Here is a 16,024-nt window from a genome sequence, read left to right on the forward strand (position 1 = left end):
GAATGAATCAAATGATTATAAAAATCGAGCGAAAAGAAAAGAAGGAGAAACCAAAGAAATCTAAAAAACCGAGCAAGCAAAGAAAAGTTCCGATGATTAAAGTTGGCACGCATAAGAAATTAACCTTTGTTTTATGGGTTTTATTGATTGGTAGTGTCGGATTTGGAATCTATAAAAATTTTACTGCCATTGACACTCATACTGTCCGTGAAACAGAAATCATTAAACAGCAGATTGTCGATACCAACCAAGTAGAAAGTTTTGTGAAATCCTTTGCGAAAGACTACTTTTCGTGGCAACAATCCCAAGAAGCCATTGATAAACGAAATGAAAAATTGACCCATTATTTGACGGAAGAATTGCAGGTATTAAATGAAGAAATGATTCGTAAGGATATTCCTACTAGTTCTAGTGTGAACGATATACAGGTGTGGCAGGTTTCTCAAGTGAATGAGAACACCTTTGAGGTACTGTTTTCTGTTGAACAAGTTATTACCGAAGACAAAGACAAGGAAACTATATCGTCTAGCTTTCATGTGGTTGTCCATATAGATGAATCAGATAATATGGTTATTATCAAAAATCCGACAATGAGTAAGAAACCTCAAAAATCGGACTACCAACCCAAACAGCTAGAAAGTGACCATACAGTAGATACAGAAACGATGGACGAAATCACTAGCTTTTTAGAAACGTTCTTCCAGCTCTATCCTACCGCCACAGAAAAAGAATTGACTTACTATGTAAGTAATCATGTGTTACCTATGATTAACAAGGAATATGTTTTCGAGGAATTGGTGAATCCTATCTTTACCAGAAAAGATAACCAAGTAATCGTGAATGTCGCTGTGAAATATTTAGATCAAGAAACAAAGGCAACCCAAATCTCGCAATTTGAGTTGATATTAGAAAAACAAGATAATTGGAAGATTGTAAAATAACAAATATTGGTACATGATTACAGATACTTTGTAATCATGTACTCTTTTTGATAAAAAATTGGAGATTCCTTTACAAATATGCTCTTACGTGCTATTATTTAAGTGACTATTTAAAAGGAGTTAATAAATATGCGGCAAGGTATTCTTAAATAAACTGTCAATTTGATAGCGGGAACAAATAATTAGATGTCCTTTTTTAGGAGGGCTTAGTTTTTTGTACCCTGTTTAAGAATACCTTTATCATGTGATTCTAAAGTATCCAGAGAATATCTGTATGCTTTGTATACCTATGGTTATGCATAAAAATCCCAGTGATAAAAGTATTTATCACTGGGATTTTTATGCCCTTTTGGGTTTTTGAATGGAGGAAAATCACATGAAAATTATTAATATTGGAGTTTTAGCTCATGTTGATGCAGGAAAAACTACCTTAACAGAAAGCTTATTATATAACAGTGGAGCGATTACAGAATTAGGAAGCGTGGACAAAGGTACAACGAGGACGGATAATACGCTTTTAGAACGTCAGAGAGGAATTACAATTCAGACAGGAATAACCTCTTTTCAGTGGGAAAATACGAAGGTGAACATCATAGACACGCCAGGACATATGGATTTCTTAGCAGAAGTATATCGTTCATTATCAGTTTTAGATGGGGCAATTCTACTGATTTCTGCAAAAGATGGCGTACAAGCACAAACTCGTATATTATTTCATGCACTTAGGAAAATGGGGATTCCCACAATCTTTTTTATCAATAAGATTGACCAAAATGGAATTGATTTATCAACGGTTTATCAGGATATTAAAGAGAAACTTTCTGCCGAAATTGTAATCAAACAGAAGGTAGAACTGTATCCTAATATGTGTGTGACGAACTTTACCGAATCTGAACAATGGGATACGGTAATAGAGGGAAACGATGACCTTTTAGAGAAATATATGTCCGGTAAATCATTAGAAGCATTGGAACTCGAACAAGAGGAAAGCATAAGATTTCAGAATTGTTCTCTGTTCCCTCTTTATCATGGAAGTGCAAAAAGTAATATAGGGATTGATAACCTTATAGAAGTTATTACTAATAAATTTTATTCATCAACACATCGAGGTCCGTCTGAACTTTGCGGAAATGTTTTCAAAATTGAATATACAAAAAAAAGACAACGTCTTGCATATATACGCCTTTATAGTGGAGTACTACATTTACGAGATTCGGTTAGAGTATCAGAAAAAGAAAAAATAAAAGTTACAGAAATGTATACTTCAATAAATGGTGAATTATGTAAGATTGATAGAGCTTATTCTGGAGAAATTGTTATTTTGCAAAATGAGTTTTTGAAGTTAAATAGTGTTCTTGGAGATACAAAACTATTGCCACAGAGAAAAAAGATTGAAAATCCGCACCCTCTACTACAAACAACTGTTGAACCGAGTAAACCTGAACAGAGAGAAATGTTGCTTGATGCCCTTTTGGAAATCTCAGATAGTGATCCGCTTCTACGATATTACGTGGATTCTACGACACATGAAATTATACTTTCTTTCTTAGGGAAAGTACAAATGGAAGTGATTAGTGCACTGTTGCAAGAAAAGTATCATGTGGAGATAGAACTAAAAGAGCCTACAGTCATTTATATGGAGAGACCGTTAAAAAATGCAGAATATACCATTCACATCGAAGTGCCGCCAAATCCTTTCTGGGCTTCCATTGGTTTATCTGTATCACCGCTTCCGTTGGGAAGTGGAATGCAGTATGAGAGCTCGGTTTCTCTTGGATACTTAAATCAATCATTTCAAAATGCAGTTATGGAAGGGATACGCTATGGTTGCGAACAAGGATTATATGGTTGGAATGTGACGGATTGTAAAATCTGTTTTAAGTACGGTTTATACTATAGCCCTGTTAGTACTCCAGCAGATTTTCGGATGCTTACTCCTATTGTACTGGAGCAAGCCTTTAGAAAAGCTGGAACAGAATTGTTAGAGCCATATCTTAGTTTTAAAGTTTATGCACCACAGGAATATCTTTCACGGGCATATAACGATGCTCCCAAATATTGTGCAAATATCGTAAATACTCAACTGAAAAATAATGAGGTCATTATTATTGGAGAAATTCCTGCTCGATGTATTCAAGATTATCGCAATGATTTAACTTTTTTTACAAATGGGCTTAGTGTTTGTTTAGCAGAGCTAAAAGGATATCAGGTTACCACTGGCGAACCTGTTTGCCAGACCCGTCGTCTAAATAGTCGGATAGATAAAGTAAGATATATGTTCAATAAAATAACTTAGTGCGTTTTATGTTGTTATATAAATATGGTTTCTTATTAAATAAGATGAAATATTCTTTAATATAGATTTGAATTAAAGTGGAAAGGAGGAGATTGTTATTATAAACTACAAGTGGATATTGTGTCCTATTTGTGGAAATAAAACAAGACTACGAATACGAGTGGATACTATACTTAAAAATTTCCCTTTATACTGCCCCAAATGTAAGAACGAAACTTTAATTAATGTTCAAAAAATGAATATAATAACAATCAAAGAGCCAGACGCCAAGACGCAGAGCCGATAATTTGAGAAATGAAACTCTCATCTTATCGGCTCTTTTTGTTTATCTGAATTTTACTGACTAGCCTTCAATATTTCTTGCTTCATTGATACCTTTTGCTAGTGCTTCCATTAAGGATAGTTCTTTGTCTGTAAAGCTATCCATGTATTTTTCTACCTGTAACCTTCGAGTGCTTTTAATCAAATTATCTGTAGGTAAGAAAAATTCATCAATAGATACATGGAGTAATGATACAAGATCATACAGCACTTGTGTACTTGGGTGTTGTCCTTTGTTTTCTATATTTGTTAAATAACGTGGGTCAATTTCAATCATTGTTCCCACTTGTTCACGAGTGAGACCCCGTTTCATTCGAGCCTCTTTAATCGCTAAACCAACGGCTCTAAAATCGTATTTATCTTCTTTTTTACGCATACTAAATCACCTCTATACATTTTACTGTTCCTATATAACCATAAACAGGTATAGAAAAACATGTTATATAGTTTATGAGTTCCTATAGAACACTGTGGAATTTATTAATGCGATGAATCCAATTTCAAATAGAAAGGTCGCTGATTTTATTTACCTATACAACTTTATAAAATTTAGTCATACTCCTAGAAAGTAGATAAAATTGGCGACTTAATGGAGGGAAAAGTCGCCATGAGAAAGATAATCTGTCATCTAGTTCTCTTAATTAAGTTCTTATCAAAAAAACTTATCCACCTGTACTGGATAGATATGACCATCAATGTGGTTTTGCAGATTACATAGATAGAAAAATCAAAGCATATGAACAGAGAAAACAATCTGTTTATGTGCTTTTTTGGTCACTTAATAAATATCTTTTAGGATTTCTCTTCATTTATGCAACAAATCCCCCTTTCGTGTCGGGGCTTAGTATGAAGGGAGATAAAGAAGCACATGCCACTCCCTTTCACGACAGAAAGGGGGTGAAAAGCATGAAACCATCTTCTTTTCAAGAAACCATAGAAAATCAGTTTGACTATATCTGCAAACAAGTTATTGAAGATGAACGAAAAGATTACTTCAAACATCTAGACAGACTATCAGCAAAAGAAGTCTCGTTTTCTGATATAGATAACTACCTTGTCAACTCTTTTTCTACTGTTGATACGTACGTCACTGATTTCCAACTATTTAAATTATTTGGATTAAGAATCAATGTTGAAAGTGATTTATTAAGTGAAGCCCTGCGTCATCTTTCAGAGAAAAAACGGAACATTATTTTACTTCATTACTTTATGGATATGAGTGATGTGGAGATTGCGGAGTTACTAAATTTGAATCGTTCGACTGTTTATCGTCATCGAATAAGTGGACTAGCCATGATTAAAGAATTCATGAAGGAGTGTAAAGAATGAAAACAGCCTATCCAAGGGTTCCCTTCCCCCTCATTGTAAAGGCGACAGATGGCGACGTGGAAGCAATTAATCAGATTGTTAAACATTATCGAGGGTATACCTCAAAACGTTCATTACGTCGCATGACAGACGAATATGGAAATTCTCATATGGTTATTGATGAAACCCTACGTGGCAGAATGGAAACGAAACTCATCTCTAAGATTTTATCGTTCGAAATTAAATAGTCCCATTTTTTCGTGGAAGCGTGTCGAATCGTATCCACGCTTCCCAATTTGGGAGGTTTGTTATTCCATCAAAGCATATTGTGTGTTCAGTAGGTTTTGATAGGCTAACAAGCCAAACGTTCTTTGACAACCAAATAAAGGCAATCGAATACGTTTCGGTAAGAAAAGAGCTGATGAACTAACACGCCATGACCTACAAAATTAGTGAGCGATTCATGTTAGTAATTCGAAAGTAATCTTTAGCAGGATTGCTGCCATGACTTTCTTATCGTGATAATGATACTCCCGTATAGCCATAGTCCGAGCGTTAGAAGCGTCACAGGCAATGGGTACGGCTACATGAGAACCATGCAGAAGTGAAATTCCTGTGAGCTTTGCTAGAGCTGTTCGATTGCTAAGATATTCTTCTCTTGTCAGTGTATTATTATAAAACTATTTGATATAATTATAGGTGAATATTGGAGTTTTCCTAGCCTATAATTGGGAAAGGAGTAATAATGATAACGGTCACAAAAAAGGATTTAGTTGAGCTAGGATATGGAACTTCTTTTTCAGCAGACATCATAAAAAAAGCAAAAGAATTGATGATTACAAAAGGGCATATCTACTATCAATCTCGAAAGCTAGATAGAGTCCCTCGTGAAGCTGTTGAAGAAATTCTAGGAATTCGGTTTTCAAATGAAAACAGGTCTGAGTAGTTTTTGCACAGTAAGGAGTAAAAACTATGGTTAAAGACCCAATAAAAAAAGCAAAGAATGGAACCTATTATTTTCGTGCAAATCTAGGTTATGATTCTAAAGGGAAAAAAATTCAAAAATATCGTAGTGGATTCACTACTAAAAAAGAAGCAAGAGAAGAATATTCGAAACTGCTATTGATGAAACCAGAAGAATTAAGTGAGAATAAGGATAAAATGACGTTTAAACATTATATCTTTGAAATTTTCCTTCCATGGTATAAGACACAGGTAAAGCTCAGAACATATGAAAATCGCTTACCAACTATTAAGAAGCATTTCTCTTATTTTGATAAAATGGCTGTTTCCGATATTGAGCCTATTGATGTGCAAAATTGGCAACTAAAATTATCAAAGAAGTGTAAGTCTTCTTATGTAAGAGCTGTTCAAGGACTATTTTCAGTTGCTATGGATCGAGCAATTGTCCTTGGGATAACCACCACAAATCCATCTAAGATTATTGGCAATGTGAAAAAGCAAAAGTCTAAAATTGAATTTTGGACAAAAGAAGAATTTGAAAAAGTAATCTCTCTAATTTACAAAGAAGATTACTATCAACACTTTTTATTTATCTCTCTGTGGTTTTTATTTATGACTGGAATGCGAATTGGTGAAGCTACTGCCATTCAATGGGAAGATATTGATTTTGACTCAGGAGTACTAACCATCAACAAAACACTCTATTACAAGAATCAATCGAATTATAGATTTGTTGAACCAAAAACAAAGGCGAGCGTTCGTCATATTGTATTAGATAAATGCACATTAACTTATTTATCCGAATGGAAGGAAGTACAACAAAATCTAATTCAGACAGACTTTGTAATGAGCTATAACGGTATTCCTACCCAAAAACATACACTATCATATGCTATTGAACGCTATGCTAAGCTGGCTGGTATCCATCGAATCAGAATCCATGGGTTACGGCATTCTCATGCTTCCTTGTTAATCAGTATGGGAGAAAATCCACTTATCATTAAAGATCGTCTAGGACACGAAGATATTGAGACGACTTTAGGAACGTATGGACATCTTTATCCTAACAGTAATTTCGAGGTAGCTAACAAATTAAATGGAGCCATTTCCTTTAAAGAAGCAAAACAAAATTATGATACTTCACCAAAGAATCAATTTACTGTAGACTACTTGCGAAACAAAGAAATGAAAAAAGTGCAATAAAAGTGCAGTAAAAAGATAAGAAGAGCCAGAAACCCTTGGTATAAGAGGATTTCTAGCTCTCCTACAACTACTCCCACTCGATTGTGCTTGGGGGCTTAGATGTAATGTCATAGACAACTCTGTTTACGTGGTCTACTTCGTTTACGATACGACTTGATACTTTCTGTAAGACTTCCCAGTCAATTCTTGCGAAGTCACTTGTCATGCCGTCTATTGATGTTACTGCACGTACGCCGACTGTGTAGTCATATGTACGGTAGTCTCCCATAACACCTACTGAACGGATATCTGGTAATACTGTGAAGTATTGCCAAATGTCTCTTTCTAGACCTTCTTCACGCACGACTTCTCTTAAAATTGCGTCTGATTCTCTTACGATTTCTAATTTTTCTTCAGTAATTTCACCTAATACTCGAATTCCTAAACCTGGGCCTGGGAATGGTTGGCGCCATACTAAATGTTCTGGTATGCCTAATTCGATTCCTAATGCTCGTACTTCGTCTTTAAATAGTGTATTAATTGGTTCGATTAATTGGAACTGCATGTCTTCTGGTAATCCACCTACGTTATGGTGTGATTTAATCGTTTGTGCAGTCTTTGTACCTGACTCAATAATATCTGTATATAGCGTACCTTGTGCAAGGAAATCTACACCTTCTAATTTTGATGCTTCGTCATCAAATACATATACAAATTCATTACCGATAATTTTACGTTTTTTCTCAGGATCTGAAACGCCAGCTAATTTACTCATGAAACGATCTTTGGCATCTACTCTAATGATGTTCATATTGAATCCTTCACCAAAGTTCTCCATTACCATGTCGCCTTCACCTTTTCTAAGCAATCCATGGTCTACGAAGATACAAGTTAATTGATCGCCAATTGCTTTATGAAGTAATACTGCTACAACTGATGAATCAACGCCACCACTCATCGCACATAATACTTTACGATCGCCAACTTGTTCTCTAATTTTTTCTACTTCGATTTCAACAAAGTTCTCCATTGTCCAGTTTCCAGTACATTCACAAACACGACGAATGAAGTTTCTTAATAAGTCATTTCCGTATTCAGTATGTCTTACTTCTGGATGGAATTGTACACCGTATAATTTTCTTGATTTATCTTCAATTGCTGCATTTTGACAACTTGGGCTGTCTGCAATGATTTCAAAGTTCTCAGGAATATCGATTACTTTGTCACTATGACTCATCCAAACTGTTTGACTATTAGGTAAGCTGAAGAATAACTCGTCATCTGATTTAACGTTTAATGTTGCTTTACCGTATTCACGTTCGTTAGCTCTTTCTACAGAACCACCTAATAATTTAGTCATTAATTGCATACCGTAACAAATACCTAAAACAGGAATACCTAGTTCAAAGATTTCAGGATCAACTGTGAATGACCCTTCTTCGTATACTGAATTTGGTCCACCTGAAAGTATAATACCTTTAGGATTCATTTTTTTAATTTCTTCGATTGAGATTTCATGGTCGTGTAACTCACTGTATACGCCCATTTCTCTTATACGACGTGTAATCAATTGATTATATTGACTACCAAAATCCAATACAAGAATTAACTCTTGTTCAAAAGCCATTTCCATAATTGTAGTTCTCCTTTAATTAAAATGAGTAGTTTGGTGCTTCTTTAGTAATTTGAACATCATGTGGATGTGATTCTTTAAGGCCTGCGCCAGTCATTCTAATAAACTGAGCTTCTTCTCTTAATTGTTCTAGGTTAGCTGATCCTGTGTAACCCATACCGCTCTTAATACCGCCAATTAATTGATAAATTGTATCTTGTAATGGGCCTTTAAAGTCAATTCTACCTTCAATGCCTTCTGGTACAAATTTCTTAGCTGCAGTATCTTCTTGGAAGTAACGGTCTTTAGAACCTTGTTCCATTGCACCAAGTGATCCCATACCACGATAAACTTTGTATTGACGACCTTGGAAGATTTCTGTTTGTCCAGGGCTTTCTTCTGTACCAGCAAGTAAGCTACCTAACATAACTGCATTTCCACCTGCTGCTAAAGCTTTCGCGATATCACCTGAGAATTTAATACCACCGTCAGCAATAATTGCTTTACCATAGTTACGCGCTTCTGTTGCACAATCATAAATAGCTGTAATTTGAGGTACACCTACACCTGCAACGACACGTGTTGTACAGATTGAACCTGGTCCAATACCAACTTTAACCACGTCTGCTCCCGCTTCAAACAATGCTTTAGTACCTTCACCAGTAGCAACGTTACCTGCGATAATTGTAACTTCTGGGTATGATTCACTAATATGTTTAACAACTTCTAAGACACCTTTAGAGTGACCATGTGCAGTATCAATAACAAGTGCATCTGCTCCCGCTTCTACTAATTTTTGAGCACGAATTGGTGTATCTTTAGCGATACCTAATGCTGCTGCAACAAGTAGACGTCCTTCACTGTCTTTTGCTGCATATGGGAATTCGATTACTTTTTCAATATCTTTAATTGTAATTAATCCTTTAAGTTTACCCTCTTCAGAAATTAATGGAAGTTTTTCGATTTTATATTTTTGTAAAATTTCTTCTGCTTGTTCTAACGTTGTACCAACTGGCGCTGTTACTAAATCTTCTTTAGTCATAACATCAGAAATTTTAATTGAGAAGTTTTCGATAAATCTTAAGTCACGGTTTGTAATAATACCGATAAGTTCCATATCTTCTTCGTTATTAACGATTGGAACACCAGAAATACGGTATTTACTCATCAATGCTTCTGCTGCATACACTTGCTCTTCAGGTGTTAAGAAGAATGGGTTCGTAATAACGCCATTTTCAGAACGTTTAACTTTTTGTACTTCATCTGCTTGATGTTCTATAGACATGTTCTTATGAATTACACCTAAGCCACCTTGTCTTGCCATAGCAATCGCCATTTTAGCTTCAGTAACAGTATCCATACCAGCTGAAATGATTGGAATATTTAACTTAATATTTTTTGAAAGAGATACACTTAAGTCGACATCACTTGGTAATACCTCTGATTTTGCTGGTACTAATAATACATCATCGAACGTTAAGCCTTCTTTTTGAAATTTGTTTTCCCACATGTATATAACCTCCATTAATTTATTTTCATATTTATTATTTCACATTTTCACTGTTTTGTTGATTGTTTAATCCATTAAAACATAAATTTAATATAATAGCTGAGAAAGTACCTAATACGATACCATTTTGTGTTAACCATGCATAATTTTCTCCAAATGTTTCAAGTGCTTGAGGTACTGCTGTAATACCTGCACCAATTCCGACCGATACGGCAATAACGAGTAAATTGTTTTGTTTGTTAAAATCTATGCCACCAAGCATTTTCACACCGTATGCCATAACCATTCCAAACATCGCAATCATCGCACCACCTAGAACTGGAAATGGAATCATACTTGCTAATGCACCGAGCTTAGGTATTGAGCCACAAACGATTAATAACGCAACCATCATATACATGATTTGATTCTTTTTAGCTCCAGACAATGAAACTAGCCCGACGTTTTGAGAATAAGCTGTGTAAGGAAACGCATTAAAAATTGAACCAATAATAATTGCAATTCCTTCAGCTCTATAACCTTTTGATAAATCTTTTCTAGTAATAGGTTGTTTCGTAATTTCACTTAAAGCATGATACACGCCTGTTGATTCAATCAAACTAACGATTGCAATAATGACAAAGACGATCGTTGTACCAAATTCAAATTCAAACCCGCTAAATCTAAATGGTCTAGGTAGTTCCAACCAATTCGAAGTTTTTAAATTCGATGTATCCACTAATCCATAGAAAGAAGCGACGGTTGTGCCTATTAATAAACCGAGTAATATCGCTATAGATTTAATGAACCCTTTAGATAATCTTTGTATTAATAAGATGATCACTAATGTAAATATACCTAAGAATATATTTTTACTGTCTCCGTAGTTCTTTTCACCTTGACCACCTGCTAAATAATTCATGGCAACTGGCATTAACGTAATACCGATTATTGTAACAACACTTCCTGTAACAACAGGTGGAAATAATTTTACTAAATATGAAAAAAATGGAGAAATTAAGACTACAATAACCCCTGAAAGAAATATAGAACCGTACAACACACCTATTCCGTGTGTATTACCAACTAGAATCATTGGTGCAACTGCAGTAAATGTACATCCCAAGACTACCGGCAGTCCAATTCCTATTCCTTTATATACTTGTAAAAATGTTGCTACACCACACATAAAGATATCAATTGCGACTAAGTAAGCCACTTCTTCAGGTGTGAATTTTAAAGCAGATCCGACGATAATAGGTACCATTATGGCACCAGCATACATAGCAAGTAAATGTTGAACACTTAAGATGAAATTTTTCATGTTATTCTCCTACCAGTTTGACTGTATTTCCTAATAATGAAGCAACTTGGCATAGAGATAAGACTTCTAATCCTTCAGATTCCAACTTCTCTCTGCCCGGTTGGAAACTTTTTTCTATAACAATTCCAATTCCAGATGTTGTTGCATTTGCTGCTTGAACTAAGCGATGTAACCCTAATGATGCTTCGCCATTCGCTAAAAAGTCATCAATAATTAATACATGATCATCTTCATTTAAAAATTGTTTCGCGATAACCACTGTACTCGTTGTATTTTTAGTAAATGAGTGTATATCTGTTTGATAAAATTCAGATGTCATTGTAGATGGTTTTGCTTTTTTCGCAAATAAACATGGCACATCTAAATGTAAAGATGCCATAATAGCAGGCGCGATACCTGACGCTTCAATCGTAAGTACTTTCGTAATTTTCTTGTCTTTAAAATGTTCCGTAATAACTTGACCAACTTCATACATTAACTTTGCATCAATTTGGTGATTTAAAAATGAATCAACCTTAAGAATCTTTTCATCGATGACTACACCATCTTCTTTAACCCTATCTTGTAGTGTCCTCACACTACTCGCCTCCTCATTTAGATTAAAAAAAACACACCTTAATCCTAGAAAATAGGTAAGATGAGTAAAAAATAATATAAAACCACACCATTTTGGATAGTCTGATTCCAGTGTTATTCATTTACTCATAGTCGTGTCGTTTAAGGCAACACGGTAGAAACTTCCAAAGCCATATTCTTCAGATTATATGAGTTTTTAGTAATAAATTATTCATTGATAATAACAAAATTTCAGTATTTTTACAATAGGCAAAACCTTATGTTAGCGCTATTTTAAGCGATTTTAAATAGACTGAAAAATCTAAATAATTAGAAAGTTAATAGAATTTTGTTTGATTCTCCTCCACAAGGGTATTTGTGAATTATATTGTATTTACGTAGACAATATTTATTAAGTATGTAAACACCTAGAGAATAATCACTGTTGATAAGATTTTTACACATTACAAATTTATGGAGGTTTTAGTATGGGTAAAATAGAAAAATTTAGTAGCGAAAGTGATTTACTGCAACGTATTGACCAATTGAAAGAAGAAGGTGTCGGAGAAAGTGACTTACAAGTTATTTCCGAAGACAGGTTAGATGATAACTCTTTAGACTACACGGATGTTAAAGTGAAGAACTCTAGAGGTTCATTTAGCGACAAGATTACTGCACTATTCTCAGGTGAAAGTGCTGAAGAACGCGTATTATCTAGTTTAAATGTTCCAGAAGAAGAATTAGATCGATACAAACAAGAACTTAATAACGGAAAAATATTATTATATGTTGATAATGACAATATAAGCGATACTGAAAACTATGATTCAGATCACCCTAAAGATTCTCAAACAGGAAATGAGCATTACGATAACACGAAACCATTTTCTAGTGATGAGAGCGAAGAAAGTGGCATATCTAAAGGTACAGCTGCTGGTGCCGGATTAGGTGCAGGTGCTGCGGGCGCTGGTGCCGCTGCCGCGCATTCATCTTCTGATCAAGATCATGATGAAGCTGTAAATGAAGCATCTGATTTTGATAAAGCTGAAAGAGAAGATGAATTTAATCAGCAAGATGAAGTATCTGAAAATGATCTAACTCAAGATGTAGATACAGTAAATACAGAAAAAACAGAAGCATCATCATTCGATAATGAAGCTGAAACAGATAGAGATGTAAATACTAATCGATATGGTAATAATATTAATGAAGAAGATGTAGCCCATGATGATGTAGATGATTCAAACATCAATCATGATGGCACATCAACTTCAGCTAATTTAGCTGGTGCTTCAGGTCTTGGTGCTGCTGGTTATGCAAACGAACAAAGAGAACAACAAGAAACTGAAGATGATGTACAAGATGATAGAAGAGTCTACTCTAGCGATAATGAAAGAGATTTAGAAGACTTGAATAATAGAGAAACGACAAATACGTCTGCTCAATATGGTGAAACAGATAATGTTAAAGATCAGCGAGATTTAACTAGAGAAGATGAATCATCATTCTCTAGAGTGCACGATGACGACGTAGAAACAGAGCGTTCAAGCTTAAACTACAATAAACCAAATGAAAGTGTTGAACCACCAACATCAAACGAAACAACAACACGTGAATCTAACTTCTCTTCTAGCCAAGATGAGCAAGATACAAATGTTCACGCATCTGAACAGTCGTACAATAACGACACACAAGACAATAATGTAGACGAAACATCTTATAACAATGAAACGCAAGATAACAATGTAGATGAAGAATCTGTTCAACTTCATGAAGAACGTCTAAATGTAGACAAAGAGAATGTTGAAACAGGAGAAGCTTCTGTTGATAAACATGTTGTTGAAGAAGAACAAGAATTTGATGTACCTGTTGAACGTGAAGAAGTAACCATCGAACGTAAACCGGTTAATGAGAAAGTAGACGAAGACTTTAACGCAAATGATGATGATTCCGTACACATTCCATTACATGAAGAACGTGTAAAAGTAGACAAAGAAAATGTCGTATCTGAAGAAATCGTCATTAAGAAAAATAAAGTTCAAGATACTGAACATGTTTCTGAAAAAGTGAAACATGAAGAAGCAGATATTAATAACCCTACAGATGATAATCCTAAATAAGACAATATAATATCTTAAGAGGCTGGGACATAGTGTAATGTCCTGGTCTCTCTTTTTATTTCCTCAATACGATAGTACTACCATTAAAATCTTATGTTATAATATTATAAAATATTGATTATGAGGGGTTCATAACTATGAATTTTGAAGTTGTCACATCTATCGATGATCCATTATTCAAAAAAGCATTAGAAATGTATGAAGATATTTTTAAGGCAGAGGTGCGAGAAGACCGCCACGTCTTCATCCACTCGCTTACATCTGAGTACATTAAGAAACATTATATATTTTTAGTTGGTTTAATTGATGACACGGTCGTAAGTTTGTCTACAGGTCATTATGAACCTACAACAAATTCAGCTTTTATTATTTATTTAATGACGCATCCCGAATACCGCAATCAGCGTGTTGGTGGACAAACGTTGGAAAGAATTGAAGCAGAACTGCATAAACATGCTCAAGATGTTCATGGAAGAGATGCTAACATGATTATGTTGGAATCGTTTGGAGAAGAATCATACGAAAACAACAGTGGTAAAGAAGAAGCGATTCTGCGTAAGAACTTCTTTAATAGACATGGTTATGAAGTTCAACAAGACATCCCTTATATACAACCTAATCCACAAAAATCATTAGCACCTACACCTATAGATTTATATATTAAGCAATACTTGCCGCTTCAAAAAGACGTTATCTCACCGAGTATTCGTTCTTGTTACATCAACAAGTACATACACGGAAATGAAAACGATCGAGAATTTGTATACGAATTATTAGAATCTATGGATTTATAAGTTTGAAAAGCTGACATCGCAATCGATGTCAGCTTTTTATTGCTTTATGATATCTTTCCATTAATTCACGGACACTTTCATCTTTAGCACCTTCTGGATTTGTACCACACCATAAATTCATATAATCTGGTTTATTTAACTTTTTAGACTGCCCTCTTAAAGGTTGTGTTAATATATTTTGAATTGGATACGGACAAATATCATCTTTAAACTGTTCCATATACTGTATAAATGGATTTATAATACCATTTGCATAACGACCACTAAACGTATTCGTTAATATAATATCATCTGGATGCGCCTTTAATATGCTCTCTTTATGCACTTCTGGTGCACCACTTTCATGTGTCGTTAAGAATGCTGTACCCAGTTGAACTGCATGAGCACCTTTTTGAATATAATTTTTCGCTAATTCAGGTGTTGTGATACCGCCCGCTACTATTAATGGAACGTTAATCAAAGGATATGTTTGATTAAACAATTGCTCAGTTGTAAGGCGATTTTCTGGCAATGATTGTTCAAATGAACCTCTATGACCACCCGCTTCACTACCTTGAATCACTATCGCATCAATACCTATGGATTCCAAAGCTTGAGCTTCATTTAAATTTGTTGCAGTACCAATTACGCTAATATGATGATCATGTAATTTGCGAATGAGGCTTTCTGAAGGCTTACCAAATGTAAAGCTTACATATTCAACATGTTTATCTATAATCACGTTTAACATATCATCAAAATTAACATCTATTGAAACATCCTGTATTTGTTTACTGTTTAATTTTTCAGTTATGGGATGTAATATTTTATTCATAAAATCAACTTTTTCTTGATCAATAGCCGGATACTCTGGCACAAATAAATTGATACCAAACGGTTCAGTTGTCATTTGTCTAATTTGGTCTATATCTTTAGCTAAAGCATCAGGCGTCATATATCCAGCGCCAATTTGTCCAAAGCCGCCTTCATTACAAACTGAAGCCACTAAATCAGGTGTTGTAATACCTCCAGCCATACCCGCTAGAAAAATCGGTTTATCTAGTTCTGAGATTAATATTTTCTCTTCCAACGACAATCCCTCCTAAAAAAATTTATTTCGTAAGCTAATCATTTTATTTT

Annotated in this window: 16 protein-coding genes and 1 riboswitch; of the genes, 10 read left to right on the forward strand and 6 right to left on the reverse strand. The window is 34.7% G+C overall.

Annotation, left to right across the window (positions count from 1 at the left end):
• The first annotated feature begins 11 nt into the window (after positions 1-11).
• The 4 genes from LQ694_RS02655 (at position 12) to LQ694_RS02670 (ending at position 3,523) form a co-directional block, all read left to right on the forward strand.
• Complete coding sequence (locus tag LQ694_RS02655) at positions 12-941, forward strand: conjugal transfer protein (protein WP_000584387.1); 930 nt, start codon at positions 12-14, stop codon at positions 939-941.
• Between the two features lie 274 nt (positions 942-1,215).
• The gene (locus LQ694_RS02660) at positions 1,216-1,302 is read left to right on the forward strand and encodes a tetracycline resistance determinant leader peptide (RefSeq protein WP_011058339.1); all 87 of its coding nucleotides are present in this window, start codon (positions 1,216-1,218) and stop codon (positions 1,300-1,302) included.
• Positions 1,303-1,317: 15 nt separating this feature from the next.
• Positions 1,318-3,237 (forward strand): tetracycline resistance ribosomal protection protein Tet(M), encoded by a 1,920-nt coding sequence (tet(M), locus tag LQ694_RS02665; protein WP_000691737.1) that lies wholly within the window; start codon positions 1,318-1,320, stop codon positions 3,235-3,237.
• Positions 3,238-3,355: 118 nt separating this feature from the next.
• Positions 3,356-3,523 carry a cysteine-rich KTR domain-containing protein gene (locus LQ694_RS02670; RefSeq protein WP_001803271.1) on the forward strand — a complete coding sequence of 56 codons (168 nt, stop codon included), beginning with the start codon at positions 3,356-3,358 and terminating at the stop codon, positions 3,521-3,523.
• A gap of 57 nt (positions 3,524-3,580) precedes the next feature.
• On the opposite strand, the gene LQ694_RS02675 is transcribed toward LQ694_RS02670, so the two are convergent.
• Positions 3,581-3,934 (reverse strand): helix-turn-helix domain-containing protein, encoded by a 354-nt coding sequence (locus LQ694_RS02675; protein ID WP_001227350.1) that lies wholly within the window; start codon positions 3,932-3,934, stop codon positions 3,581-3,583.
• A gap of 530 nt (positions 3,935-4,464) precedes the next feature.
• Between LQ694_RS02675 and LQ694_RS02680 the strand changes: the two genes are divergently transcribed.
• The 4 genes from LQ694_RS02680 to LQ694_RS02695 all read left to right on the forward strand — a co-directional run bounded on the left by LQ694_RS02680 (position 4,465) and on the right by LQ694_RS02695 (position 7,032).
• Positions 4,465-4,887, forward strand: coding sequence for an RNA polymerase sigma factor (locus LQ694_RS02680; protein WP_000804879.1), 423 nt, complete (start codon positions 4,465-4,467; stop codon positions 4,885-4,887).
• Positions 4,884-5,114 carry a helix-turn-helix domain-containing protein gene (locus tag LQ694_RS02685; RefSeq protein WP_000845143.1) on the forward strand — a complete coding sequence of 77 codons (231 nt, stop codon included), beginning with the start codon at positions 4,884-4,886 and terminating at the stop codon, positions 5,112-5,114. The genes LQ694_RS02680 and LQ694_RS02685 overlap by 4 nt, the downstream gene beginning before the upstream one ends.
• A 497-nt stretch (positions 5,115-5,611) precedes the next feature.
• Positions 5,612-5,812, forward strand: coding sequence for a DUF3173 family protein (locus LQ694_RS02690; protein WP_000633907.1), 201 nt, complete (start codon positions 5,612-5,614; stop codon positions 5,810-5,812).
• 26 nt (positions 5,813-5,838) lie between these two features.
• Positions 5,839-7,032 carry a site-specific integrase gene (locus LQ694_RS02695; RefSeq protein WP_000237797.1) on the forward strand — a complete coding sequence of 398 codons (1,194 nt, stop codon included), beginning with the start codon at positions 5,839-5,841 and terminating at the stop codon, positions 7,030-7,032.
• A gap of 67 nt (positions 7,033-7,099) precedes the next feature.
• Here LQ694_RS02695 and guaA read toward each other — a convergent pair whose 3' ends face one another.
• Genes guaA through xpt form a run of 4 tightly spaced genes read right to left on the reverse strand, consistent with a single transcriptional unit; the run spans position 7,100 to position 12,013 of the window.
• A complete protein-coding gene (gene guaA, locus LQ694_RS02700; RefSeq protein ID WP_037589419.1) occupies positions 7,100-8,644 on the reverse strand; it encodes a glutamine-hydrolyzing GMP synthase in 1,545 nt (514 codons plus the stop codon).
• Positions 8,645-8,663: 19 nt separating this feature from the next.
• Positions 8,664-10,133: an IMP dehydrogenase gene (gene guaB, locus LQ694_RS02705; protein WP_049320817.1), complete on the reverse strand. Its 1,470-nt coding sequence runs from the start codon at positions 10,131-10,133 to the stop codon at positions 8,664-8,666.
• Positions 10,134-10,167: 34 nt separating this feature from the next.
• Positions 10,168-11,436 carry a nucleobase:cation symporter-2 family protein gene (locus LQ694_RS02710; protein ID WP_096791473.1) on the reverse strand — a complete coding sequence of 423 codons (1,269 nt, stop codon included), beginning with the start codon at positions 11,434-11,436 and terminating at the stop codon, positions 10,168-10,170.
• 1 nt (position 11,437) lies between these two features.
• Positions 11,438-12,013 carry a xanthine phosphoribosyltransferase gene (xpt, locus tag LQ694_RS02715; RefSeq protein ID WP_037589423.1) on the reverse strand — a complete coding sequence of 192 codons (576 nt, stop codon included), beginning with the start codon at positions 12,011-12,013 and terminating at the stop codon, positions 11,438-11,440.
• A gap of 108 nt (positions 12,014-12,121) precedes the next feature.
• Positions 12,122-12,224: riboswitch (purine riboswitch) on the reverse strand.
• A 255-nt stretch (positions 12,225-12,479) separates the two neighbouring features.
• On the opposite strand from xpt, the gene LQ694_RS02720 reads away from it, so the two are divergent.
• Positions 12,480-14,111 carry a DUF2382 domain-containing protein gene (locus tag LQ694_RS02720; RefSeq protein ID WP_070373461.1) on the forward strand — a complete coding sequence of 544 codons (1,632 nt, stop codon included), beginning with the start codon at positions 12,480-12,482 and terminating at the stop codon, positions 14,109-14,111.
• A gap of 137 nt (positions 14,112-14,248) precedes the next feature.
• Positions 14,249-14,905 (forward strand): GNAT family N-acetyltransferase, encoded by a 657-nt coding sequence (locus tag LQ694_RS02725; RefSeq protein WP_037589426.1) that lies wholly within the window; start codon positions 14,249-14,251, stop codon positions 14,903-14,905.
• Positions 14,906-14,933: 28 nt separating this feature from the next.
• On the opposite strand, the gene LQ694_RS02730 is transcribed toward LQ694_RS02725, so the two are convergent.
• A complete protein-coding gene (locus LQ694_RS02730; protein WP_196968557.1) occupies positions 14,934-15,974 on the reverse strand; it encodes an NAD(P)H-dependent flavin oxidoreductase in 1,041 nt (346 codons plus the stop codon).
• Positions 15,975-16,024: the final 50 nt, after the last annotated feature.

This window comes from Mammaliicoccus sp. P-M58, from assembly GCF_022386165.1.
Classification (GTDB): Bacteria; Bacillota; Bacilli; order Staphylococcales; family Staphylococcaceae; genus Mammaliicoccus; species Mammaliicoccus sciuri.

What these genes read in the sequence shown, in the direction of transcription:
- LQ694_RS02655 (WP_000584387.1), top strand. Translation starts at nt 12, where the DNA reads ATGATTATAAAAATCGAGCGAAAAGAAAAGAAGGAGAAACCAAAGAAA.
- LQ694_RS02660 (WP_011058339.1), top strand. Translation starts at nt 1,216, where the DNA reads ATGCTTTGTATACCTATGGTTATGCATAAAAATCCCAGTGATAAAAGT.
- LQ694_RS02675 (WP_001227350.1), bottom strand. Translation starts at nt 3,934, where the DNA reads ATGCGTAAAAAAGAAGATAAATACGATTTTAGAGCCGTTGGTTTAGCG.
- LQ694_RS02680 (WP_000804879.1), top strand. Translation starts at nt 4,465, where the DNA reads ATGAAACCATCTTCTTTTCAAGAAACCATAGAAAATCAGTTTGACTAT.
- LQ694_RS02685 (WP_000845143.1), top strand. Translation starts at nt 4,884, where the DNA reads ATGAAAACAGCCTATCCAAGGGTTCCCTTCCCCCTCATTGTAAAGGCG.
- LQ694_RS02690 (WP_000633907.1), top strand. Translation starts at nt 5,612, where the DNA reads ATGATAACGGTCACAAAAAAGGATTTAGTTGAGCTAGGATATGGAACT.
- LQ694_RS02695 (WP_000237797.1), top strand. Translation starts at nt 5,839, where the DNA reads ATGGTTAAAGACCCAATAAAAAAAGCAAAGAATGGAACCTATTATTTT.
- guaA (WP_037589419.1), bottom strand. Translation starts at nt 8,644, where the DNA reads ATGGAAATGGCTTTTGAACAAGAGTTAATTCTTGTATTGGATTTTGGT.
- guaB (WP_049320817.1), bottom strand. Translation starts at nt 10,133, where the DNA reads ATGTGGGAAAACAAATTTCAAAAAGAAGGCTTAACGTTCGATGATGTA.
- LQ694_RS02710 (WP_096791473.1), bottom strand. Translation starts at nt 11,436, where the DNA reads ATGAAAAATTTCATCTTAAGTGTTCAACATTTACTTGCTATGTATGCT.
- LQ694_RS02720 (WP_070373461.1), top strand. Translation starts at nt 12,480, where the DNA reads ATGGGTAAAATAGAAAAATTTAGTAGCGAAAGTGATTTACTGCAACGT.
- LQ694_RS02725 (WP_037589426.1), top strand. Translation starts at nt 14,249, where the DNA reads ATGAATTTTGAAGTTGTCACATCTATCGATGATCCATTATTCAAAAAA.